Source organism: Psychroflexus torquis ATCC 700755 (genome assembly GCF_000153485.2).
Taxonomy (GTDB): Bacteria; Bacteroidota; Bacteroidia; order Flavobacteriales; family Flavobacteriaceae; genus Psychroflexus; species Psychroflexus torquis.
In genome coordinates this window covers 720,696-744,497 of record NC_018721.1, presented here as the reverse complement: position 1 = coordinate 744,497, position 23,802 = coordinate 720,696, and the positions used below count along the sequence as shown (strand labels likewise).

The following is a 23,802-nucleotide window of genomic DNA, read 5'->3' as shown; positions in this document are numbered from 1 at the left end:
TTAAAATCCATATTTAACGAAAACTGTAAAATTTTGACCAGGATCGGTAAGACGTTCCAGTCCGCTTAAGCTGGCATTGGCTTGGTTTCTAAAGGCAAAATTTAGGTGATCGTAATACTGCTGATCAAAAGCATTCAAAACTGCTGCTCCTAAGTCGAGCCCAGGGAAAAGTTCGTAACCCAACCGAAAATCAACCAATTCGTAACCAGGAGTAGCTTCATTTTCGCCAAAGGATGTAGCCAGCTCATCTTGTTGGCTGACCATCCTTAAGTCGGTTGCTGCCCAAAACTTATTCTTGCTGTACTGCAAACTTATTTTACTGCGCAGGGGAGGAGTAAGGGGCAAAGACTCGCTTAAATCCTCGTTTCGGGTATACACGTAAGCCATATCAGCATCTAACTGAAAATGGGTTAAGAAATTAACGCCCACGCTAGCTTCAAATCCTGTTTTGTATGCATCATCTAGATTTCTGAATACTTTTGGATTGATAGGTTCTTGGTTGGGCATAAATTTTCTCGTTTTGGTAGGATCGATGACGGCTACAATGTAATTTTCGAAATGAGAGAAATAAACAGAAGCCCCCCAGTTTAACTCATCGATGAATCCATTCATTTCTTTTTTCCCTGTGTATGCAACTTCAAATTGATTGTTCACTTCTGCGTCCAAGTTGGGGTTACCAATGTATTCAAACGGATCTTGTCCAACTTGAAAATGATTGATGAATCGCTCAATCATATTTGCAGAGCGCACACCACGTCCAATGGCAAATTCTAATTGATTATTGGCATCTAGTAATTTTTTGAGCGATACCGTAGCACTAAAATTATGCTCAGTTCTGCTTCCCAAACCAGGATAGTAAGCTAGGAAATCTGCTTCGGGATCCTGAATGTCTGAGTTAACCAAATCATATCGAACACCTGCATTTACTACCATAGAATTATTGATTCTGTAGCGAGATTCCGCAAAAATGCCATAGTCGTTGATAAACGAATCTTGCCAAATTTTGTCGGTAAGCTGCAGAGGTGGATTGAAGGGCATTCCCATCATGTTTTGTTTTATCAAGCGATTTCTCACACCGTCTCTACTTATTAAAAGCGCATCGGTTCCAGTAAAAAGCGTCCAGAACTCAGCAAGTTTCCACTCTAGTTCGAATCGACCGCCAGCTGTTGTCGCTTCAACAGGAGAGACAGCTTCAACCGTTTCGAAGTTGCTTCTTCTGCTGTTACTCATGAGATGATCTACATAAGAAAAATAGGCTTTGGCTTGAATTTTCTGCAAGGTCTTCCCTGGTCTTTTCTTGAAATAATCCAGAGACAGCATGGAAGAATCATCATAATCTGAATCCATTGGTAAAGACGCATGTAGCACATCTCTACCAAAAGATTGTCTCCAATGCAATTGTAAACGCTCAAGGCTAGTGAAATTATAACCCATACGCAGGCTATAATCTATACTTCTAAACGATGATGGAATTTCTCTTCCAGCCCCGTCTTCGTAATTACCAAAATCACGATAGCCATACATCCCAACAACATCAAACTTTTCTTCAGCATACTGAAGCCGAACCATATTCACCAATGAATTTCCATTGGTTTCATATCCAGTTGAAGCACTTCCAGAAAAGCCATAATTTCCTAGTTCTGGTCGTTTGGACACCATATTGATAAGTCCTCCGAAAGTAGCTCCGTAACGCATGGTATAGGGTCCGCGAACAACTTCAATTTTTGAAATATCCTCTGGCATGACGTGAGTGGTGATAGGATCCATCCGGTTTGGACACGCATGCATAACTTTGGTTCCCCCGTCATATTGAATATTCAATTGCTCATATTGTGAAGCACGGAAAGAGGGATCAATAGCGTAATTCCCACGTTTGATGAGTCCAAATCCATTGATGTCTCTGAACAAATCAGCTACATTTTTAGGCTGAGTCACTCTTTCAGTTAAGTCTGGTGTAGTGATGTTCATCACCGGATCTTCAAAAACTCTACCTGTGACCAAGACTTCTGCCAGCTCAGTATTTTCAGCTTCCAAATACAGGATATCTGTCGTTGTAGTTTCAACTTTCAAGATTTTATAACCATAGCCAATGTGACTAATCTTATAAATTTTACCGATTTTTAATTGTAAAATTTTGTTGTTAGTAATATGATACTTGTTGTTGTTATTGTTGTTTTGATCGATAGCGTAAACCCCGGAAAGGGTTTCTTTGGTTTGTGCGTCTTTAACCTCTATAGATTTAGTCTGAGCTATAAGTATCACAGAACTAAATAAATAGATGAAGGCGCTTAAAATAATTTTCATGTTGATGCCTTTAAAATGTCTAACTAATTTGTTTTAAATAAAACTGGAGTCAAACGGAACGTATAGGTGGCTTAAAATTTTTGTTTAAGAATTGAAATTTATAATGAGAGGTATACAAAAAAGAGTGTTCTACCTCGGCGATAGAAAAACTTATAAAGGTATCAGTTTCAGAACATAGAGTTGTGAAAATAAGTTCGCTTTCAAGAAAAATAGAAGCATTCTTGGGGGTGTCGGTTTGTTTGTTATCTAGGACGTCACTCAAAAAGCATTTTCCATCACATTCCAGCTCAGGGCGGTCCACATTTTCACAATAATTCTCTATAAAATTATCGGTGAAGGCGATATAATACGATATCCAAAACGCAGACTTCACAGTGAATAAAAGCACCACGAGGCTTAATATAAGAGCTATATTTAATTTGATATCTTTCACTTTACAAAAATAGCGAGAATGCTTGCTTTGAATTGTGACTTAAATCACATTCCCGATAGATTTATAAAAAAAATTCTGATTCTAACACATTTAGTTTTCACGAAAATTCACATCTTTAAGTTTATAAATTAGTTTTATGATAGATCCCAAATTATTGATCCAATTTAAGGCAGAAATTCTCAAAATTGAAAGAGGTAATGTTATTTTCAATTACGAAGTAAAGCTCAGTTTTATTATCAAATCAAAACGGGTGAAGTGAAGATGAATAACTTTAATAGAGACGGCAAAGAATTTATTCAAGGGATTTTTTACCCAGATCAAAGTTTTGGAGAACCGCCCTTATTTGCGGATGTGGGCTATCCAGCAGGAGCAGAAACTATTACAGATGTAGAGATTTTTCGTTTGCCAAAAGATGATTTTTTTGATTTGCTAAATAAACACCCAGAAGCGCATTTTAAAATTTCTGAAGTATTGGCGTCGCGCTTGTACTACAAAGCAATTATGGCTTCTGAGATTTCCTCACAAGATCCCGAGCATCGCATTGTAAGGTTGCTGGATTATACTAAGACGCATATTCATAAACTAGATCCTAAGGATGTTTTAGAAGTCGATTTAACTCGCCAGCAAATTGCCGATCTCACTGGATTACGCGTAGAAACTGTTATTCGTGCCTGTAAGGCTTTGGAAAAAAAAGGTAAAATACAAATTAAAGCACGGAAGATTTTGAGGTAATACCAATTTAGTTTTTAAATGTTTCATTAAAAATTTGAATTATACTACGACGTAGCTCAGCACAGGTTTTTTAGTTAGTTGAGGAAAAAAATATAAGCATAGCACTAGTTACGGTTCTATTTTATGACGATTAGTAAGTGAAAAAGAAACTGATTTTATACGACATTTGAATGCTAATATGGTGTAATACCAAATTAGACCAATAATGTCGCAATAAATCGTTTCTTTTTCGCCTGCTTTTCATCAAAAATAATTACCGTAGCTAAGGCTATGCTAGTTATTTTTGATTTCAATCAATCAAAAAATAATTCAATTTATTAATACGGCATTATAAATATAATTTGGTATAAGATGAGTTGCAATAATTTTGAATTGATTCAAATCATAAACGGTGGTCATACATACTTGTATTTTTCGGTAACATAAAAATATAACACAATGGATCTAGTTAAGAGTTTATCTGATGATTTTAAAAAGTATTACCTGGCTAATTCTGTATTGGGGATTATTGCTTCAAGTTGCTTGGGTTCTATCGTCGCAATGATTATTCTAAATGATGGAAACACGATATTCCATGTTGTTCACTTGAGTTGGATTGTAATTATTTGTATGATTTATAATGCAGTTATTTTAGTTGGTTTTAAACCAAAGATGGCTTTTCTTCTTCAGGTAATTAGTGTTTTATCAAGCGTATTTACAATTGCTTATTACATTTCTTTCTAATGAAACATGACTTAAAAACAAGAGAAGACGTATCCAAACTAGTACATCATTTTTATGAAAAAATTCGTCAGAATAAAGATATAGGTCATTTTTTTAATGAAAGCATTTTAGATTGGGATGATCATCTTGAAAAGTTAACCGATTTCTGGGAAACGAATTTGTTTTTTAAACAAAAATATAAGGGAAATCCCAAATTGGCACACCAACGTGTAGACAAACACTTTAATGGAAGTATTGAGCAAAAACATTTCGGTATTTGGTTAAATCTTTGGTTCGAAACTATAGATCAATACTTTGAAGGTGAATTAGCCGATCGAGCAAAGAACAATGCTAGAAAAATGGCTTCACATATTTTTATGAATATTTATATGGATAGAAATACTATATGTTAACAGAAGTGGTTAAATTTGCTGAAGAGTTTTTTAACCATGTCCAACCCACCAATAAAACGCCATAAAGCCCTACGAAATTTGAGTCGTGAGCATCACGATGGACTTATTTTTGCTCTGCGTTTGCAAAAAGGAGTAGCTAAGAGAGCCGACCTTCAATCTATGGAAGAGTATGCCACTTGGTTTTGGGAAAATCATTTGCTGCCACATTTTCAGTTAGAAGAAGAACGCCTATTTCCAATGCTTAAGGGCGAGTACGAATTAGTGAGAGATGCAATAGTTCAACATCAAGACTTAAAGGTGCTTTTTCAAATTCAGCAAAAAACCCATGCAGATTTCAAAAGAATTTATGAATTACTTCAAAAGCATATTCGTTTGGAAGAGCGGGAGTTGTTTAACTTAATACAAAGTACATTGAGCGAACAACAACTTGCTATTTACGAGAAAATACACAAACGTCAAGAAAGCTGTGCCCTGTGGCAAAAGCCATTTTGGTCTTAAAGCTGGAGGTTTTTACTTTGATGTGTAAAAATGGACTGTAAGCTTATTCCAACAATTGAAATGCTGAATAATAAAGAAGCGACGGCTAAATATAAATTCAAACTTGGTAAAAATGCCCATTGTAAGACCACGGTTGCAGCACGATAAAAAATAAAAAATTCAGTTGAAATAAAAGCTAGGAGATATAGGGCTAAATTGAAATTAGAAAGCTTGATTCATTGCAAATAAGAGGCTAAAAACAATAAAAATAAACTTATGAAGCCTAAGAAAAACCAATGTAAATATCCAATGACTACGTCTAAGTTAGATGTAGCAATTTCATTTATGTAAGGTATGCCGCTTAATGTTTGCATAAGTAACTTCAGCAGGAAAACTAAGACTAAGAATTGGAGTATAAACCGGGATTGATTACTCAGTGTTAGAAAAAATGGGCTAAACTCACTTTTTATGGAATTCCACAAATAGTATAAACTTATCCATAAAGCTAAACTTCCCAAATTACTCAGCAAATACAAAGACCAATGTGAGTTTGTCCAGAGACAGGATAGGAAAAATGTACCTATAATTCCAATATTGAATAGTACTATGAATTTTGAGAATGCTCTGTTTTCAATTTTTACTTTAGATTGTTCCAGCAAAAACACCATTAACCCTATGGCGGCAAGTACAAACCAAGCATTATACTGAACGTGTAAGTAAAAATAGATCGCTAATCTATACCATACCGATTCGCTTCCCAGAGTTGTCATGATGACCCCTAACGCCCAGGGTCCAAGCGATGAGATCACCATATACAACAGTGCATATTTGATAAGCAAAAAGGATTTTTTTAATTTCAATTGTGTTTTTGTGTGTTTTAGAATAAACCCAAAAAACATATAACTAACTAATACCAAATTAAACCTATAATGTCGCAATAAATCGTTTCTTTTTCGCTTACTTTTTATCAAAAATAATTACCGTAACTAAGGCTATGCTAATTATTTTTAACTGCAATCAATCAAAAAATAATTCAATTTATTTATACGACATTATAAATTTGATTTGGTATAACAGAAAAAGGCTTGAGAAAATAATAGAAAACAACGCATAACCTTGAATAGGAAAAAAGATAAGCATACCAATAAGGCAAGCTTGTGTTGCCCAAAAAACTTTTTTGTAATATTTATTGATGTTAGATTTTTCAACAAAAAAATACACGATAAAACTGCTTAGAGCTAAATACACCCAGCCAAGTAAGGCGATATGTGAGTGTGTGTGGACAATAAAACGATACTGTGTAGGAATGTCAACACTAAATGCTGTCGCTTCCAGTCTAAGAAAAAACCCTAAAACAGCTGTTATAAGAAAGTAGAAAAGACTATTTATAAAATGCTGTTTTAGGGTCATCATCAATCAAAAAAACTATGAAAGGGTTTCTTTTTCCATAGCTAAAGCTTTTGGAAAAAGGATATTATTTTCTAAATGTATATGCAAATGCAAATCATTTTCAAACTCTTCGAGCTTATGATATAAAGCTTTGTAAGTATTGCAGGCATGTGGTGGTAATGTGTAATTATTGGTTAAATCTGCGATTTCTTTAAATTTATCTCCTGCTGCTTCATGTTCATCTTCCATCATTGCAATAGGATTTTCTATGGTTCCAAAATGTGGTCTTTCCACTTTTTCACCCTTTTTAAACGCAGCCTCCATTTTTGCAATAAAAGGAAATAGAATTAACTCTTCTTTTCTTAAGTGCTGGCTTAGCTCGTTAGCTACTTCAGCAAACAATTTTTTTATCTGAATTAATTCAGGATTGGTTTTACTATGCACACTAGCAACTTTGTTGGAATACTGTATAAGTAGTGGTATGCTGTCTTCTACATAACTGTGATGTACATTTTGAATATGTTGTGCTAGAAAATGCAAATTCCATTTTTTATAATCATACGTCCTGCCCTTATCTTCCAGATTTTGAAGATCATTTAATAAGACATCAAGTTTAACTTGGTTTTTTTTGCAAGCTCTGCTGATGCTTATACCGCCACCACAGCAAAAATCGATGCCGTGTTTTTTGAACACATGAGCAGTATTGATATTTTCACTTACTAATTCAGCTACTGTTTTATCCTTAATTGAAACCATGATAATTTATATTTAATTTACATTAAAATTACCTCCTTAAAAAGTTTTGGTTTATGATTTGAATCAAGTTCATAACCTTTTTAAAAATCTTTTCGTTTTGCTAGTCTAACCATTCGCCATAGCGGTAAAACCACCCATATGACTAAAACACCTAAGGATACTAAACTTCCAAACAAAGTCCCGAAAAAGTCTTTAAAAATAGCCCCTGTATAGCCTAGCAAAGCAGAGATATCAAGTTTTAAAAGAATTAATATTCTTGATAAATCAATTGGGTTAAACAGTGTTGCAATTAAGGTAAACTTGTCTAATGGATATTCTTGAAAATAGATCAAGGCAATGAGAAAAGCACCGTCATAAATAACGGCGAGAAACAACCAAAGCAAGATGGCATACCCAAAACCTTTGATTTTGTTGGTATTCGATAATGCAATATTGAAGGCTAAAGCGCTAAAGATGAAACTTAAAAAAACAGCAACAACTATCAGAATCAAAAAGTCGAAAATAACGTTGGATTGAAATAAGCCATACAAGGCAAAAGGAATACCCAAACCTAGCAATACGCTTAGTGATAGTGAGGTAGCTACCCCTAGGAATTGTCCCATAAAGATAGATTTTCGCTTTATGGGCTGTGCCAGAAGGAGTTGAGTAAATTCCTGTGAATCGTAGTAATACATCACCCCAAAAATAGTCCCGATAAGTGGTACTAGAACAATAACGACATTTAATAGTGTAATTATGGCGTTCGATATATTGTTGTTCAAAAATAATAACACTGAACTTAGAAGCAAGTAGAATAAGAAATATACATAACTCCAGCGGCTTCTTACCAAGTCAAAAAAACTGTATTTTAAGATTTTAAGCATGATGGTTTTTTAATAAGTTAGCAATAGCATACTCAAAATGGGTTTCATCTGTAGTCGATTTTAGCTCCTTGATGCTTCCATCAAAGTAAACTTTCCCATCTAAAATAAAACTGATATGGTCTGAGATTTCTTCCACAAAACTCATGATGTGAGAAGTAATTAAAATGGTTTTTCCACTAGCTTGTTCTTTTTTGAGTAACTCTTTCAATTTGATTAAAGAAACTGGATCCAAACCAGATGTAGGTTCATCTAAAATGATAAAAGGACTGTCAAACATAAGACTGAGAACGAGATTCACTTTCTGTTTGTAACCTCCAGAAAGGTGACTGAGTTTAATGTTGAGGTAGGGAGTTAGCTCAAAATATTCGATTAACTCTTCATCACGAGTTGGCTGACTTCTCAAGTCCTTGATCATCGCTATGATTTCTTTCACTTTTATATTACCAGGGAAGTTGGCTATTTGCGGTAGGTAGTCGATATATTTTCTATACGACCAATTATTTTTGATATTTGATTCGTCTACAAAAACTTCACCTTTATTGGCATGACTCATTCCCAATAATATTTTAATTAAGGTGGTTTTTCCAGAACCATTTGGGCCAAGAATTGCTGTAGTTTTACCTTTTTGAATACTTAGATGGATGCCAGTAAGCACATCGTTTTTATCAAATCTTTTATGAATATCCTTAAATTCTACCATTGTACTTTTCGCATTAAAGGGTTTTGATCTGTGAGATTTTCTGGAGTGAAAATGGGGGTTACTTTTTCTGAAAAATTGATGATGTCAATAAATAAACTTCTCAATAAAATGATGCTTTCTGGAGTATTATTCACCAGATAACTGAATAATTTCACAGGCCGGTAAGGGACATCGCCGTACCCGTCTTTATCCAGATCATACCCCGTGTAATCGCTCCAAAAATTATTATCAAAACTATTATCGTTTAAGCCTCCAGAATAGCTCAAATCGAAATTATTGTAGAGAAAATTATTTTTTATAAAATTGTTTTGATAGCTACCGCCTATAAATATTACGGCGTAACCATTGTTGATGAAATCATTTTCTCGATACGTTATTCGGGTAGAACCATCGGTGGTAATACCTACCGTATTATCTTCAAAAGTGTTGTTATAAATCTCGGCATCGTTTATTTCTTTCAGTAATAATCCGTAAGATGCCGTGCCCCAATTCTTTTTAAATACATTATTATACATTACAATGCGCTTAGAAAACATGACAGCAACACCAGCACTATTATTCCTGAAACTATTATTGCTATAGCGATTATCATTGGAGAACATAAAGTGCAAACCATAGCGCATATTATCGTGGCTATCGTTATTATCAAAAATGTTATTGCTTCCAAATTCGATGTATATGCCATCGCGCATGTTATAGACATGGTTATCTCGCACTTCAATTTCTTTTGAATCCCAAAGATGAATAGCATTTCCAGAGCTAGCTTCAGAATCACCAGTTCCAGAAATATCATTTTGAAGCACGAAACCGTTTCTAGACTTTTCAATTAAGAATCCGAAAAATGCGTTTCTTAAGGTGATGTTTTTTAGTTTAAAATCGAAACATCTAAAGAGGTAAATAGCGGCATAGTCTGACGTGTAACTTACTTCAATATTTTTAATTGTTAAATCTGTAATGCTAAAATCTGTAGCTTCAACCTTGAAGCCATATCCCTTGTATTCGCTATCTATTACACTGCCTTCTTCTCCATAAAGATGAAGAGACTTTTTGTTGATAAAAATATTATGCTCCTTATAAATTCCTTTTTGAATGAAAATAGAATCGTTAGCTTGAGCTTGGTTAACCGCTTTTTGAATAGAAGAAAATTCACAATCTTTAGCACAAACCTCTATAGTTCTGTTTTGTGCAGGGGCATAATTTAATGCTGAGATAAAACAGAATATAAATAAGCTAAATTTCATTTTAGTGAATTTTATGAATATCCTTTTTGATGACTTTTTTTAGATTATCCCATTGGTAAATCTCACCCTTCAGTTTTTCTTGGGCAGCTTCAGCATCAGATACCGATGCAAAGGCAGTTAAATAGGCGCCCATTGGACTAGGTAAATTTTTACTTATTAGATAAGATGCGCTTTCTGCGAGAATCATTTTCCCAGGTTGGTTGTAATTGACAACCAATAAAGTTGCATTATTAAATTTTCCTGATTTGTCTTTAACAAAATTCACCATGCATTCAATAGCATCAAATTTATGTTGCTTTCCTTTTTCAGTTACCAATTGAGCAGCATGTGTTTTTTGAACGATACCCATGCTACAAAAATCGCATTGGTCTTCGCCATAATTAATAGGTTTAGCCGATTTATCGCAGGCTGTTATTGATATAAAAATGAATGTTAAAATGATGTATTTATTCATACTAATTGGTCTTTTTAAGTCCTATGATGTAAGCAATAAAGGTAAGAAACATGCCAATCCCCATTAATATGGCTCCTATAGCAGGATAGGAATGAGCAGTAAAGTTCAAAATATCTCTAGAGCCAAATAATGGAGGTTTGTAGCTTAAAGGGTTCCCATCTGCATCAGTCATTTTCATGATGGCTTTCGGATCTAGATGGGTACCGTAATCTGTCATCCAAGCATTAAAATCAAATATGCCCATAACACCCAAAACAGTCATTAAAACAAGCCAGCCTAAAAACCATTTATAAGATACTTTTTTAAATAAGCCCAAAAGGCCAATGAGAATTCCTAAAATGGCCATTCCGCCAATGACTTTAGGAAATACAGAAAATTCCCACATTTCATCTTGTTTAGGCAGTTTACGCATGCCAATATAATGGTTAAGTCCATCTATATTTTGAATGTCGTGTTTTTCATGTCCTTCAAGTCCATCAAGGTTAATGTACATTCCAATGCCACTTGGATATTGAGGGGCTTCTAAAGTGATACTCCAAAGCGGAAACAAAAACAATCCCAACAGAAGGGCAGAACCTATAATCATAGTGATACTTGCCGTTTTCATAATTTAAATTTTTAATTGAAAAAGGGACGAGCAGAGATTCTACTCGCCCCAAATTGAGTAATCAAAACCAAAACATTAAAATTAACTCGTTACTCTTTCCATTCGTCGTCTAGTGACCAACGCAATTTAGTATCGCTATTTTTAGCAGAAACTCTTACGTAACCTTGCATTTCTTGGTGAAGGGCAGAACAGAAGTCTGTACAATAGAATGGCCAAACACCTTCCCGTTTAGGTTCCCAAATAATGGTTTTAGTTTGTCCAGGCATGACCAAAATTTCTGAAGTGTTAGCTCCAATCATTGCAAATCCGTGAGGAACATCAAAATCTTGCTCTAAGTTAGTAACGTGGAAATATACCTTGTCGCCAACTTTAACTCCTTCAATATTATCGGGTGAAAAGTGACTTCTAACTGTTGTAGTATAAATATGAACTTCATTTCCCTTGCGTTCTACACGTCCCTCAGATTCATTTTTAGCAGCGTACTTGTGATTGTTTTCTTCTAAATCGTAGTATTTTTTAGATTTAGATTTTATTAAATCGGCAGGAATCGCAGCTGCATAGTGAGGTTCACCGTGTGTTGGGAAATCTAGTAATAACTGCATTTTATCGCCAGAAATATCATATAACTGAGCTGAATGCTCCAATTCTGGACCTGTTGGTAAATATCTGTCCTTTGTGATTTTATTCATACTAAACATATACTTACCAAAAGGTTCTCTTGAGTTACCACCGGGAATAGTTAAATGACCTACCGAGTAGAAAGAAGGTTGTCTATCTACTACTTTCCAAGTCCCTACTTCCCATTTTACAACTTCAGAAGAAATAAAGAAGCTAGTGTAACCGTAGCCTTTTCCATCAAATTCAGTATGCAATGGGCCTAAACCACCACTATCTACAACACCTTCAAGAACAGATTCAAATTTTAAGATTGGGATACCATAGGCATCACCGTCAAAGTCTTTATTTTTGATGGCTTCCTCAATTTTCGCAAATGAATAAACACTTAACTGTGTAGATAGTTTTCCATTTCCAATGATGTATTCGCCTGTTGGGTTAACATCTATACCGTGAGGTGATTTTGGAACTGGCATGTAATAGACAGCACCTGGAACATCACGCGGATCAACTGAAGTTACGCCTTCTTTCATTTCTGTGGTGGCCATCATGGTTGATTCATCGTAAATGTTATGTGCATAAGTACCAGCCACTTCAGTTCCACCACCATTCTCAACATATTCTTTAATTTTCATCCAATTTACAGCGGCGATAAAATCTTTATCGTTTTGTGAAGCATTCACTTCTAGCATAGAATGTGCTTCTTCAGTATTATAAGAGGTGAAGAAAAACCATCCATGAGATTTGTCACGACCAGGATGTGATAAATCGTAATTGAAGCCAGGCATATTTATTTGGAAATCAATTTCCATGTGTCCGTGTTCTGGATCAACCTTAATAAAGGTTAAAGGGCCTTTAAATTCACCTTTCATCTCATCGATAGGCATGTCTTTCTGAGGATTTGGAACAGCAAAACGAGTCCCTGCTACAACATATTCTGTATTTTCAGTCACATACGATGAGGCGTGATTTCCAGCAGAGTTAGGAATTTCGATAATCTCTTCGGTTTCGAAAGTCTCTAAGCTTATTCTAGCAATACGAGGTGTATTGTTCTCATTTATGAAAATCCATCGACCATCCAATTTTCCGTTTGTTTGGGAAATATCTGGGTGGTGAGAATCACCCCAAGGCACAAAGCCATAAGAAGTATTAAGCATAGCTTTGGTTTCTTCAGAATATCCATATCCGTTGGTAGGAAATTGAGAAAAAACGGGTATTTCTTTAAACATTCTTCCGCTTGGTAAACCGTAAACTGTCAAGTTTCCGGAATATCCTCCCGACATGAAGGCATAAAATTCGTCGTGCTCACCTGGAGCAATATATACTTTTTCTGCATTAGATGATGCCATAGCACCAGAGTCCGATTTTGAATTATTACCACAACCTATAAGCAGTAGTCCTGCACCTAGACCTAGTAAAAGTTTTTGAATTGTTTTCATTGTTTAACTTGTTTTAAAATTAGTTTTTTGGTAATAATACATCTTCGATAATATGCACCCAGCCATTGCTTACATCTACGGAGGTAATAATTTTGACGCCACCTACATAGAGGTCTTGGCCTTGCTTAGTCACTTCTAAATATTGGCCATCCGCCATGTAAAGTTTCCTGTTTTTCTCTATATTTTTTTCTAGAGTCTTGATAGGATAATTACTTGGAGCAACATGATGAATTAAAATATTAGCTAGTTTAGACTTGTTTTCCGGTCTCAGTAAATCTTCTAAAGTTGCTTTATCTAGTTTGTCAAAAGCTGCATTAGTTGGTGCAAATACTGTAAGAGGTCCTACATTTACTAAGGCATTTTCAACACCAGCAGCTTGTACTGCCTTAACCAATGTTGTGTGATCTGGAGAGTTAATTGCTAGACTCAGTGCATTTACTACATCGCTATCTCCTTCAATAAAAGCTTGCCCCTTATTTGAGGAGGAAACTTCATTTAAGTTTGCTTTAGCGTCTGTAGTTTTGTCTATACTCTCAGTTTTTTCTGAAGAATTGCAACCTAGTAGACATAACATCAAAAAAATAGATGCTGATGATTTTAAGAAAAATGGAATATTCATAGGATTAGGATTAAAAATTTAAATATTTATTTGTGCTTAGTTATTCTTGTCATACTCTCTAAAATATTCTAAAATAGCCCGGGTATCCCCTTTTGAAACATTTTGATTGGCCATTACCGCCATGTTGTTTTCTATCATCAAACGTTTAGCAATTGGATCTTTTTTAATCATTTCCTCCGGATTCATAATCATATTCATGATCCATTCTGGGCTTCGTCTTCCGGATACCCCGGATAGTGATGGTCCTACATACTTTTTTTCCATCTTATGGCAAGCTGTACATAAATTCCCAAAAACTTCTTTACCCCGATTTGCAAGATTTTTATCTATGCCTTCTCCAATGTCTACAGATTTAATTGGACCAATACCCAAATTTGCCAAGTCCTCTTCTGCTGAAGTTGTAGAGATTGATTTATTCGCAGGTTTAGCTTTTTTTTCAGTTTTTGGTTGTTGACCAATTTTTACTTTTTTGTTTTCCTTCTTCTCTTCATTTCCTCCACAGGCAAATAATAAGCTGATAAGAAAAACAAAACTGATTTTAGTAAATGATTTCATTTTTTACATATTTAAAATACGTCTACAAAGCTAAAATTTAAGACTTGTTTAATATATGATTGAGGTCATAAGAAAATTAAACCTTTACTTTAATAGGTACATAAGTATCTCAAAATCAGTTTTATATATTGATGAGGAGGGTTTGTTTTACTTAACCTTATCCATACAAAAACTGATATGTATCAGTTTTTGTATGGATAAGGTTAAATTTTTCGATTTAATATAAAAATCATTTGTCTATTAAATGTTACTATAGTCTTATTCTGAATTCTATTTAGGGTACCCCTGAAATCTTAGGTATTTTGATTAACTCTAATAGCCGATCAAGCTTTTAATTTAAGTGTTTTCAACGCTCATAGTATCTGTTGCGTAACATTTATGACACAACGTTTTTATGCCTTTTTATAACTTTGCAAAAAAAAAAAAAGTTATGGATGTAGAAATTCTATCTCGAATCCAATTTGCCTTTACAATTGCTTTTCACTATATCTACCCGCCATTAAGTATAGGAATTGGACTTATTATGGTTGTTTTTGAAAGTATTTATATTCGGACCAAGAAAAAGGAATATGAAGTATTAGCTAAATTTTGGACCAAAATCTTTGCGATTACTTTTGGTGTTGGTGTGGTGACAGGGATAGTTATGGAGTTTGAGTTTGGTACCAATTGGGCTACTTACTCACGGTATGTTGGAGATATTTTTGGAAGTGCTCTTGCGGCTGAAGGAATTTTTGCTTTCGCCATAGAAAGTAGTGCTTTAGGAGTTTTGTTATTTGGTTGGAACAGAGTTAAGCCATGGGTCCACTTAGTAGCTACTTTGGCAGTTTTTCTAGGTTCCATGTTTTCTGCAGTTTGGATTGTCATAGCTAACTCTTGGCAACAAACCCCGGCGGGTTATCATATCGTTGGCGAGGGCATGCGAGCCAGAGCAGAAATTGTTGACTTTTGGGCTATGGTCTTCAACCCATCTTCAGTAGATCGACTTACCCATGTTTGGTTAGGAGCCTTTTTATCTGGGACTTTTTTAATTTTAAGTGTTCACGCTTATTATATTTTGAAAGGACGATATGTTGTATTATCCAAGAAAGCCTTTAAAATAACACTTATCGTAGCTACAATTAGTTCACTAGCTCAGTTGTTTACAGGCCATCAATCTGCAGAAGGTGTTTCTGAAAATCAACCTGCAAAATTAGCAGCACTGGAGGGGCACTTTGACGCAAAAGCACCAGCCGATTTGTATCTCTTTGGATGGGTGGATAAAGAAAACCAAGAAGTGACGGGGCTTAAAGTTCCTGGAGGTTTATCATTTATGATACACCAAGATTTTTCGACTCCTATAACAGGTCTTAATGCTTTTCCTGAGGAAGACCGACCTTCTCAGGTGAATGCTGTTTTCCAGTTTTATCATATAATGGTTGCTATAGGAATGTTTTTAATTGCCTTAAGTTTATTTGCTGTTTGGCGATGGAAACGCGGTAAGCTCTTTGATAAAAAATGGCTCTTATGGACGTTTGTATTTACAGCTTTACTCCCTCAGATCGCAAATCAATTTGGATGGTTTGCAGCTGAAATGGGACGTCAGCCATGGGTAGTCTACGGTTTGTTAAGAACTTCAGATGCTCTTTCTAAAAGTGTTCAAGCCAACCAAGTTTTATTTTCTCTCATTCTGTTCTTTATCGTGTATTTTATCCTATTTCTCTTGTTTGTCTATCTTATGAATAAGAAAATCCAAAGCGGACCTGAAAGTGAAATAGATTTTGATAGTACTAGCCTAAACAAAGAAATTTCAAATGTCATTTCAAAATAATAAATAAGTTTATGGAAACGTTTTTAGGTTTAGATTATCCCACGTGGTGGTTTTTAGTTGTAGGAGGGCTCTTTTCTGGTTACGCCATTTTAGATGGCTTCGATTTTGGAGCTGGTGCTTGGCACATGTTTTTCAGAAAGAATTCTAGTAGAGAAACAGCCCTAAAAGCAATTGATCCCACTTGGCATGGTAATGAAGTCTGGTTGGTGATAGGTGGAGGTACATTATTTGCAGGTTTCCCAGTGTTTTACGGCACCTTATTTTCTGCTATGTATACACCGTTCATTCTTTTTCTTTTATGTATCATTTTTAGAGGGATCTCCATCAAATTTAGGAATATGGAAGACATGTCTTGGTGGAGGAAGATGTGGGATTGGAGTTATTCCATTTCTAGTATCATGTTGGCATTTTTACTAGGGGTAGTGCTGGGGAATATCCTAAACGGTATGCCTTTGGATAATAATTATGAATATACAGGAAGAGGCTTTTTTGAGTTCCTAAATCCATTTTCCGTTTTGGTAGGGGTTACTAGTTTAGCTCTTTTTATGATGCACGGAGCTATTTATCTATTGTTAAAAACGGAAGGAAAACTATATGATCGAATCCAAAGCTTTCTAAAATGGGGAATGGTCTTTTTTATAATGTCTTATTTGATCACCACTGTTTATGGTCTTACCTTTCTAGAGCATCTTTCGCAAGTATTTAAAGATAATAAAGCCTTATTTATCGTTCCATTGCTCGTGTTTTTGAGCATAGCCAACGTTCCGAGGCTTGCTAGCAAGAAGCAATACGGCTGGGCTTTTATTTTTACGAGCCTTACTATTGCTTTATTGCTAGTTCTCGTTGCTTTTGAACTCTATCCACGTTTACTTCTTTCTAGTGGGGTTGAGAAGCATAGTATTACTATATATAATGCAGCAGCCTCTACAAAAACCTTAAAAATCATGATGGGCTTTGTCGCTGTGGGTGGACCTTTGGTTCTGCTTTATAGTTATTTTGTATATAGAACGTTTTGGGGTAAAGTAAAATTAGATTCAGATGAATCTTACTAAGGTTGAATTTTAGTATTTCCATGATGTATACTATAACAAAACTTATTTCCTGCTGAAAGTAGAATTGTTCTGTAATCCTTCAAATTATATGTTGAAATAGTTGAAGCTACTTATACCAAATTAGACCTATAATGTCGCAATAAGTCGCTTTACCGATACGAATTCGGCACAGGCTTTTTTCGCCTGCTTTTCATCAAAAATAATTACCGTAGCTAAGGCTATGCTAATTATTTTTGATTTCAATCAATCAATCAAAAAATAATTCAATTTATTTATACGGCATTATAAATATAATTTGGTATTAATCTACGTTCAAAGTTTATATTCGAGATGCCTACTTGTTTTTTGTGTCGCATCATGGTGATGCGGATGGGTGGTCGTGAGGCATTAAAATATTCAATAAAGGGTTTCCAATAAGTTTTATAGGAATTTATAAAACTCACCTTAAAGTCTTTCTTAGTGGACTTTAGTGTGTTAAAGATTTTGGCATTATTCTTGTTTTATATAAATTCACTACTAGTGTTTATTTCGAATTCGTTTAGAACTTTAAAGACTTCATTCCCTAGTACAGGATTGAAGTTTTTCACTTGGTTACACTTTAATTTTAAAACGAATACCCCATGAAACCTAAAAAATATCCACACAAAAATTTAAATAATAAAAAGCTAATTTTCTTTCAAGTCGGACTGATTGCTGTGCTTTTGCTGGTCTTGATTTCTGTAGAATGGAAAACGGAAACACAGCTTCTAGCAAGTAATGATAGGGTTACCTATCAACTTCTTCAAGTGGAAGAGATGTCGAATGTGACAGTACCCGAAAAGGTATTGAAACCTATAAAAAGGCCAAAACCAGACGTTGATGATTTCATTATTGATGAAAAAGAACCAGAATCCAAAACAGAAAAAAAGCCAATTCAAAAGAAGACAACTTTTATTCCTGGACTTCTAGATTTTGATGATTTTGAACCTATAGAAGACGAACCTATTAAAGAAATAGGATTTGAATTTATTGAAGATGTTCCTATTTTCCCAGGATGTGAACAGTATACCGATAATACTGAGCGGAAAGCTTGTATGAGTGAACAACTTAAAGCCTTTATAAATAAAGAATTTGACACGGGCTTAGCTTCAGATCTTGGTTTGACAGGTATAAATAGAATTTATACCTCTTTTAAAATAAAAGCTAATGGAGAAGCTGAATTTATTAACGCCAGAGCTTCACACCCAAAATTGAAGGAAGAAAGTCGACGTGTTATCGAAAAATTACCCACAATGCAACCTGGCAAACAGAGAGGAAAACCTGTAGATGTGATTTTTGCTTTGCCTATCACCTTTAAAGTTTCAGATTAGCTTTTATACCAAATTAGACCTATAATGTCGCAATAAATCGTTTTACCGATACGAATTCGGCACAGGCTTTTTTCGCTTGCTTTTTATCAAAAATAATTACCGTAACTAAGGCTATGATATATATTTTTAACTTCGATCAATCAAAAATATAATTCAATTTATTTATACGACATTATAAATTTAATTTGGTATTAGTCAATTGCTATAATTTCTAAAGGTTTCTTTTTACGTCAATACTTTTAATACCAGAAAAGCCAGCTTTACAAAGCTGGCTTTTCTGGTATTACATATTTTAAAATTGAATTTTAAATGTCGTCAAAGTTAACGTTAGTGAATGCCGTAGCACTTGAACTTGGAGTAGCTTCTTCATAAGACACTGAATTATCTTCTGAAGGTTTTGTGAAATCTTTTTGGTGACGATCGCTGATCACCTCTTCTCCTTTCTTATCAATAATATAGTTTGTAGTTTCTTCTAGAGCTTCTTTGAAGTTTTCGAAATCTTCTTTGTACAAATAAATCTTATGTTTTCTATAGAAGAAAGATCCATCGTCATTTGTAAATTTCTTACTTTCTGTGATAGTTAAGTAATAATCATCAGCTTTTGTGGATCTTACGTCAAAAAAGTAAGTCCTTCTTCCTGCTCTCATTACCTTCGAGAAAATATCCTCGTTTTTCATCGGCTCTTGTTCACTCATAATACTTTAGTTAAATAAGATTAATATAACATTTGTTCAAAAGTCTTAAAAAAAATTAAAAGTGCAAATAAAAATTCAATTTTCTTTTTCTGAAAGTTGTTTGTTATATAAATCTTTATAGTAACCATTGTAAGCAAGTAGCTCACTATGAGTGCCTTCTTCCAAAATCACACCCTCATCTAGAATGATAATATGATTAGCATTTTTTGCAGAGGAGGCCCTGTGGCTAACCACAATTGATGTTTTATGATTAGAGACTTTATCTAATTTATTGAAAATTTCTTCTTCTGTTTCAGTATCAACCGCAGAGAGACAGTCATCAAAGAGTACTATTTTGGGATCTTTAATGATAGCTCTTGCTATAGAAACCCTTTGTTTTTGCCCGCCAGACAAGGTTATACCTCGCTCTCCTAATATGGTATCATAACCCTTACTAAATCCTATAATATTATTATGAACTGCAGCGTTTTTTGCAGCCTCTACGATATCTTCTTCGTTGGCATTAACCTTACCAAATTTTATATTATCGCGAATAGAACTACTAAAAAGGAAAGCATCCTGTGGAACATAGCCAAGCTGTTTTCTTAATTCATTAAGGTTGTAGCTTTCTATAGGTCTACCATCAATTAATATTTCACCATTATTCACATCGTATAATCTCCCAATCAACTCTAGGATAGTAGACTTTCCTGAGCCTGTCTTTCCCATAATAACAAAAGTCTCCCCTTTTTTAACTTTAAAGGAGAGATTCTTTAAAGCCACTATATTGGTGTCTTCGTATGTGAAACTAACATTCTTAAATTCTATTTCACCTAAAATATCTTCAGAAGATTCTGGGGAATTATTTTTGATGTTTGGAGTTTCGCTTAGAAATTCGTTAATCCGTTCTTGAGAGGCTTCGGCTCTTTGCACCATAGATGTAATCCACCCAACAGAAGCCACTGGCCAAGTAAGCATGTTTACATAAAGCAAAAATTCCACAATGACCCCAACACTCTCAATCTCTCCATTGATGTACTGCATCCCACCGAAGTAAATCACAAATAAGTTACTAAAACCTATCAGTAAGATCATAAGCGGGAAGAAGAACGCCTCCACCTTTACTAAATTAACATTCTTATCTTTACTTTCATTGGATAATTTCTCAAAGTCAGAGTTGAAACGGTTTAAAATCCCATAAGACTTAATAACAGCAATACCGCTAAAACTTTCTTGTGTGTACGTATTGAGGAGTGATAAGAATCTTTGTATCTCAGCACTTCTTTTGTTGATGGCCATACTTAGTTTGTAAATAGCAAAGGAAAGTATGGGAAATGGAATTAAAGTGTATAACGTGAGAGTTGGTGCCGCTTTTATCATAAAATAAATGACGACTACAAACAAGGTCAAGGTTTGCACACCGTACATCAAAGCAGGCCCTACGTACATTCTTACTTTGGAGACATCTTCAGAAATTCTATTCATCAAATCCCCAGTTCTGTTTCGCTTATAGAAGTCTAAGGATAAATTTTGATACTGAGTATATACTTCATTTTTTAGGTCATATTCAATATACCTAGAAACCACAATAAAAGTTTGTCTCATCAAAAAGGTGAGTGCGCCAGAGGCTAAAGCGGCCCCAATGATGAGTCCTATATTGATGAGAAGCTCTTCTCTAACTTCAGCAATACTTACCATATCGCCATTTAAATAGTCTTCTATGGCAACAGTAGAATTTCTTATGAGTTGAGGAGTAAATACAGCAAAAACACGTGCCCCCATTGTAATAATAATCCCTAATAGGAGTCTTCCTCTGTATTTGTATAAGTACTTATTGAGACTGAGTAAGGCCTTCATTCACTTTTTACTTTTTGATTGCAAATGTAACCAAAAGATATATTTAGCTTCTTTAATAACATAAGTTTAATCCTTTAAAGGGTTTGTTAATGGCATAAATCCCTCAATTCATGACCCATCTAAACCCTAAGGCGTTAGGAAAGGTTTTAATTAGGATTTAAAAAAATACAAATAGGTGTTGAACTCTTCTTTAAAATATTATTTTTGCGCTAAAATTAAGAACAAACAAATGTTAACAAGACGACATATTCGTGCTAAAGTAATGCAATCTCTCTATGCCTTTCATCAAGGAAGTAAAGACTCCATGCAGGCGGAAGAGAAGTTTCTTAAAAAGAGCACAGAAGAGATGTACAATCTTTTCTTACTCGATTTTGAACTCCTTGTCAGCATCAGAGACTATGCGGATGATTACTTTAAGATTGCCAAAAAGAAATTCTTAGCTACAGAAGAAGAGAAGAATCCTAACAAAAAATTTATCAATAATCAACTTCTGAAGAGAATTTCAGATAGCGCTGCCATAAGTAATCTTGTCGAAGATAGGAAATTAACCCACTGGAAACGCGATGATGAATATCCTAAGTTGATTTGGGATAAAATTTTAGAGTCAGATCTTTACGCCGACTATATTCTTGCGGAAACGTCGAGTTTTAAGGAAGATAAAGAATTTATTGTGGACGTTTTTAAATTAATTATTGCGCCCAATGAAGATCTTTACGATTATTACGAAGATCAAAATCTGACTTGGATAGACGATTTTCCGATTGTAAATACCACCTTTTTGAAATTCCTTCAGAAGCAAAAAGAAAGCGATGAGGTGATTACAGTTCCTAGATTGTATAAAAATGTAGAAGATGAAAACTTTGCAAAAGAACTTTTTACCAAGACACTTCTTGCAAATGATCAACTTACTGAAATCACCAAAAATAAAACCCCAAACTGGGACCAAGATAGGATCGCAGATATTGATAGTATTCTTATAAAAATGGCTTTGTGCGAGTTTTTAAAATTCCCATCTATTCCTGTTAGAGTAACTATTAACGAATATTTGGAACTAGCCAAAGAATATAGTACTCCCAAAAGCAGTACTTTTATAAATGGTGTTTTGGATACGGTTTCCAAAGAATACCAAACCAATGGGAAAATTAATAAAATAGGCAGAGGTTTAATGTAATTGCTTAAAATGTCATATTTTTGTAATTAATTTAAATTATTTATCATGAGAAAGTTTATGTTAGCATTTGTTGCGATAGCAACATTGTCTTTAACAGCTTGTAAAAATGAAGCTTCAGACAAAGTAGATCAATCTAAAAAAGAAATTGCAGAAGAGCGTGATTCAAAACAACAATCATTCCCTGTTATGGAATTTGAAGAAAAAGAGTTTGATTTTGGTACTGTTGATGAAGGCGAAGTTGTAGAACATACATTCGCATTCACGAATACCGGAGATGCTCCACTTATAGTTTCTAATGCTACTGCAAGTTGTGGTTGCACAGTCCCAACATGGACTAAAGAAGCTGTAGCTTCTGGTGAAAAAGGTGAGATGGTTGTAAAATTCAACACAACAGGTAAGCCAAATCAGCAGATGAAACAAATAAGAATTACAGCAAATACATCATCTGGAAAAGAGACTTTAAGAATTAAAGCTTTTGTAAATCCAAAAAATAACAATGCTGGTTCTCCAGTGAAATAATTTATATGGATCAATTAGGAAGTTTACTACCCTTAGTTTTAATTTTTGTTGTGCTTTATTTTTTTATGATAAGGCCACAAATGAAAAAGCAGAAAAAAGAAAAAAGCTTTATTGAATCTATCAAAAGGGGAGATAAAGTAGTTACAAAAAGTGGTCTTCACGGTAAAATTGCTGATTTAAGTGAAAAATTAGATGCTGTGATCCTAGAAACAGGATCTGGCAAAATGACTTTTGACAAATCATCACTCTCTTTTGAGCTTTCTCAAAAGGTGAATGCTCCCGCTAAAGAAATTAAGGAAAGTAAAGAAAGCAAGGAAAAGAAAGTAAGTAAAAAGTAAGTCTAACTTACAATGTGTTTTAAAAGCTATCGTTTACGATAGCTTTTTTGTTTAAATTTGGTATCAAATATTTTCAATAATGTCATTAACATCTTCTACAATGTTGGAGCTTGGTACAAAAGCTCCAGATTTTAAACTGTTAGATACTGTTTCTAACACGGCTTTGTCTTTAAATGACTTAAGAGGAAGCAAAGGAACGGTCATCATGTTCATTTGTAACCATTGTCCTTATGTAAGACATGTGAATAGTGAAATCGTTAGGTTAGCCTATGATTATAGAGTTTTGGGTTTTGGCTTTGTTGCTGTTTCTAGTAACGATGTAAAAGCGCATCCCGAGGATAGTCCTAAATATATGTTCAAAATAGCTAGGGAGCTCAATTATCCTTTTCCTTATTTATACGATGAGAATCAGGAAGTTGCTAGAGCTTATAACGCAGCATGTACTCCAGATTTTTATGTGTTTGATGAAACCCTAGAACTAGTTTATCGAGGACAATTGGATGATTCTAGACCTAAAAACGGTATTCCAACCTCGGGTAGATACATTCGAGAAGCTTTAGATGCTTTGCTCAATAATAGAAAGGTATTAAAAGATCAGAAACCTAGTATGGGCTGCAGTATCAAATGGAGAACATATTAACATAAGAAAGTCTGATTCTTAAATAAGATTAATTAATATATAATTAAGTTACATATTCCGCCTTAAACCCTAATTTTGAATAAATAAATAAATTGC

At 34.5% G+C, this 23,802-nt stretch carries 25 protein-coding genes; 11 read left to right on the top strand and 14 right to left on the bottom strand.

Annotation, left to right across the window (positions count from 1 at the left end; all coding sequences use genetic code 11):
• Positions 1-2,304 carry a TonB-dependent receptor domain-containing protein gene (locus P700755_RS03285; protein WP_015023332.1) on the bottom strand — a complete coding sequence of 768 codons (2,304 nt, stop codon included), beginning with the start codon at positions 2,302-2,304 and terminating at the stop codon, positions 1-3.
• Between the two features lie 49 nt (positions 2,305-2,353).
• Positions 2,354-2,737 (bottom strand): hypothetical protein, encoded by a 384-nt coding sequence (locus P700755_RS03280; protein ID WP_157609241.1) that lies wholly within the window; start codon positions 2,735-2,737, stop codon positions 2,354-2,356.
• A 261-nt stretch (positions 2,738-2,998) separates the two neighbouring features.
• Here P700755_RS03280 and P700755_RS03275 point away from each other — a divergent pair, with 261 nt between their 5' ends.
• The 4 genes from P700755_RS03275 (at position 2,999) to P700755_RS03260 (ending at position 5,082) form a co-directional block, all read left to right on the top strand.
• Positions 2,999-3,469, top strand: coding sequence for a Crp/Fnr family transcriptional regulator (locus P700755_RS03275; RefSeq protein WP_015023330.1), 471 nt, complete (start codon positions 2,999-3,001; stop codon positions 3,467-3,469).
• A 438-nt stretch (positions 3,470-3,907) separates the two neighbouring features.
• Positions 3,908-4,192 (top strand): hypothetical protein, encoded by a 285-nt coding sequence (locus P700755_RS03270; RefSeq protein ID WP_015023329.1) that lies wholly within the window; start codon positions 3,908-3,910, stop codon positions 4,190-4,192.
• Positions 4,192-4,584 carry a group III truncated hemoglobin gene (locus tag P700755_RS03265; RefSeq protein ID WP_015023328.1) on the top strand — a complete coding sequence of 131 codons (393 nt, stop codon included), beginning with the start codon at positions 4,192-4,194 and terminating at the stop codon, positions 4,582-4,584. Before P700755_RS03270 ends, P700755_RS03265 begins: the two co-directional genes overlap by 1 nt.
• Positions 4,585-4,620: 36 nt before the next feature.
• Positions 4,621-5,082 carry a hemerythrin domain-containing protein gene (locus tag P700755_RS03260; protein ID WP_015023327.1) on the top strand — a complete coding sequence of 154 codons (462 nt, stop codon included), beginning with the start codon at positions 4,621-4,623 and terminating at the stop codon, positions 5,080-5,082.
• Positions 5,083-5,297: 215 nt separating this feature from the next.
• Here the strand turns inward: P700755_RS03260 and P700755_RS03255 are convergent, their stop codons facing one another.
• The 10 genes from P700755_RS03255 to P700755_RS03205 all read right to left on the bottom strand — a co-directional run bounded on the left by P700755_RS03255 (position 5,298) and on the right by P700755_RS03205 (position 14,299).
• Positions 5,298-5,900: a hypothetical protein gene (locus tag P700755_RS03255; protein WP_211206090.1), complete on the bottom strand. Its 603-nt coding sequence runs from the start codon at positions 5,898-5,900 to the stop codon at positions 5,298-5,300.
• A 586-nt stretch (positions 5,901-6,486) separates the two neighbouring features.
• Positions 6,487-7,206, bottom strand: a complete 720-nt coding sequence (gene ric, locus P700755_RS03245) for an iron-sulfur cluster repair di-iron protein (protein ID WP_015023326.1) — start codon at positions 7,204-7,206, stop codon at positions 6,487-6,489.
• Positions 7,207-7,286: 80 nt separating this feature from the next.
• On the bottom strand, positions 7,287-8,069 hold the full coding sequence (locus P700755_RS03240; RefSeq protein WP_015023325.1) for a hypothetical protein: 783 nt from the start codon (positions 8,067-8,069) through the stop codon (positions 7,287-7,289).
• Positions 8,062-8,769 carry an ABC transporter ATP-binding protein gene (locus P700755_RS03235; protein ID WP_015023324.1) on the bottom strand — a complete coding sequence of 236 codons (708 nt, stop codon included), beginning with the start codon at positions 8,767-8,769 and terminating at the stop codon, positions 8,062-8,064. The genes P700755_RS03240 and P700755_RS03235 overlap by 8 nt, the downstream gene beginning before the upstream one ends.
• A complete protein-coding gene (locus tag P700755_RS03230) occupies positions 8,763-10,010 on the bottom strand; it encodes a nitrous oxide reductase family maturation protein NosD (protein ID WP_015023323.1) in 1,248 nt (415 codons plus the stop codon). Before P700755_RS03230 ends, P700755_RS03235 begins: the two co-directional genes overlap by 7 nt.
• A gap of 1 nt (position 10,011) precedes the next feature.
• Positions 10,012-10,464, bottom strand: a complete 453-nt coding sequence (locus P700755_RS03225; RefSeq protein WP_015023322.1) for a nitrous oxide reductase accessory protein NosL — start codon at positions 10,462-10,464, stop codon at positions 10,012-10,014.
• 1 nt (position 10,465) lies between these two features.
• Positions 10,466-11,071 carry a hypothetical protein gene (locus tag P700755_RS03220; protein WP_015023321.1) on the bottom strand — a complete coding sequence of 202 codons (606 nt, stop codon included), beginning with the start codon at positions 11,069-11,071 and terminating at the stop codon, positions 10,466-10,468.
• Between the two features lie 89 nt (positions 11,072-11,160).
• On the bottom strand, positions 11,161-13,125 hold the full coding sequence (nosZ, locus tag P700755_RS03215) for a Sec-dependent nitrous-oxide reductase (RefSeq protein WP_015023320.1): 1,965 nt from the start codon (positions 13,123-13,125) through the stop codon (positions 11,161-11,163).
• Positions 13,126-13,144: 19 nt separating this feature from the next.
• The gene (locus P700755_RS03210; RefSeq protein WP_015023319.1) at positions 13,145-13,744 is read right to left on the bottom strand and encodes a fasciclin domain-containing protein; all 600 of its coding nucleotides are present in this window, start codon (positions 13,742-13,744) and stop codon (positions 13,145-13,147) included.
• A 36-nt stretch (positions 13,745-13,780) separates the two neighbouring features.
• Positions 13,781-14,299: a c-type cytochrome gene (locus P700755_RS03205; protein WP_015023318.1), complete on the bottom strand. Its 519-nt coding sequence runs from the start codon at positions 14,297-14,299 to the stop codon at positions 13,781-13,783.
• Positions 14,300-14,729: 430 nt separating this feature from the next.
• On the opposite strand from P700755_RS03205, the gene P700755_RS03200 reads away from it, so the two are divergent.
• The 3 genes from P700755_RS03200 (at position 14,730) to P700755_RS03190 (ending at position 18,507) form a co-directional block, all read left to right on the top strand.
• A complete protein-coding gene (locus P700755_RS03200) occupies positions 14,730-16,106 on the top strand; it encodes a cytochrome ubiquinol oxidase subunit I (protein ID WP_015023317.1) in 1,377 nt (458 codons plus the stop codon).
• An 11-nt stretch (positions 16,107-16,117) separates the two neighbouring features.
• The gene (gene cydB, locus P700755_RS03195) at positions 16,118-17,158 is read left to right on the top strand and encodes a cytochrome d ubiquinol oxidase subunit II (protein WP_015023316.1); all 1,041 of its coding nucleotides are present in this window, start codon (positions 16,118-16,120) and stop codon (positions 17,156-17,158) included.
• Positions 17,159-17,778: 620 nt separating this feature from the next.
• Positions 17,779-18,507 (top strand): energy transducer TonB, encoded by a 729-nt coding sequence (locus P700755_RS03190; RefSeq protein ID WP_015023315.1) that lies wholly within the window; start codon positions 17,779-17,781, stop codon positions 18,505-18,507.
• 305 nt (positions 18,508-18,812) lie between these two features.
• On the opposite strand, the gene P700755_RS03185 is transcribed toward P700755_RS03190, so the two are convergent.
• Together P700755_RS03185 and P700755_RS03180 are read right to left on the bottom strand one after the other, a co-directional pair.
• Positions 18,813-19,202 (bottom strand): PUR family DNA/RNA-binding protein, encoded by a 390-nt coding sequence (locus P700755_RS03185; RefSeq protein WP_015023314.1) that lies wholly within the window; start codon positions 19,200-19,202, stop codon positions 18,813-18,815.
• A gap of 75 nt (positions 19,203-19,277) precedes the next feature.
• Positions 19,278-21,038, bottom strand: coding sequence for an ABC transporter ATP-binding protein (locus P700755_RS03180; protein WP_015023313.1), 1,761 nt, complete (start codon positions 21,036-21,038; stop codon positions 19,278-19,280).
• Positions 21,039-21,267: 229 nt separating this feature from the next.
• Here P700755_RS03180 and P700755_RS03175 point away from each other — a divergent pair, with 229 nt between their 5' ends.
• From P700755_RS03175 to P700755_RS03160, 4 genes are all read left to right on the top strand, one after another.
• Positions 21,268-22,209, top strand: coding sequence for a transcription antitermination protein NusB (locus tag P700755_RS03175; protein ID WP_015023312.1), 942 nt, complete (start codon positions 21,268-21,270; stop codon positions 22,207-22,209).
• A gap of 45 nt (positions 22,210-22,254) precedes the next feature.
• On the top strand, positions 22,255-22,728 hold the full coding sequence (locus P700755_RS03170) for a DUF1573 domain-containing protein (RefSeq protein ID WP_015023311.1): 474 nt from the start codon (positions 22,255-22,257) through the stop codon (positions 22,726-22,728).
• A 5-nt stretch (positions 22,729-22,733) separates the two neighbouring features.
• On the top strand, positions 22,734-23,066 hold the full coding sequence (gene yajC / locus P700755_RS03165) for a preprotein translocase subunit YajC (protein WP_015023310.1): 333 nt from the start codon (positions 22,734-22,736) through the stop codon (positions 23,064-23,066).
• A gap of 79 nt (positions 23,067-23,145) precedes the next feature.
• On the top strand, positions 23,146-23,706 hold the full coding sequence (locus P700755_RS03160) for a thioredoxin family protein (RefSeq protein WP_041758120.1): 561 nt from the start codon (positions 23,146-23,148) through the stop codon (positions 23,704-23,706).
• Positions 23,707-23,802 lie beyond the last annotated feature (96 nt).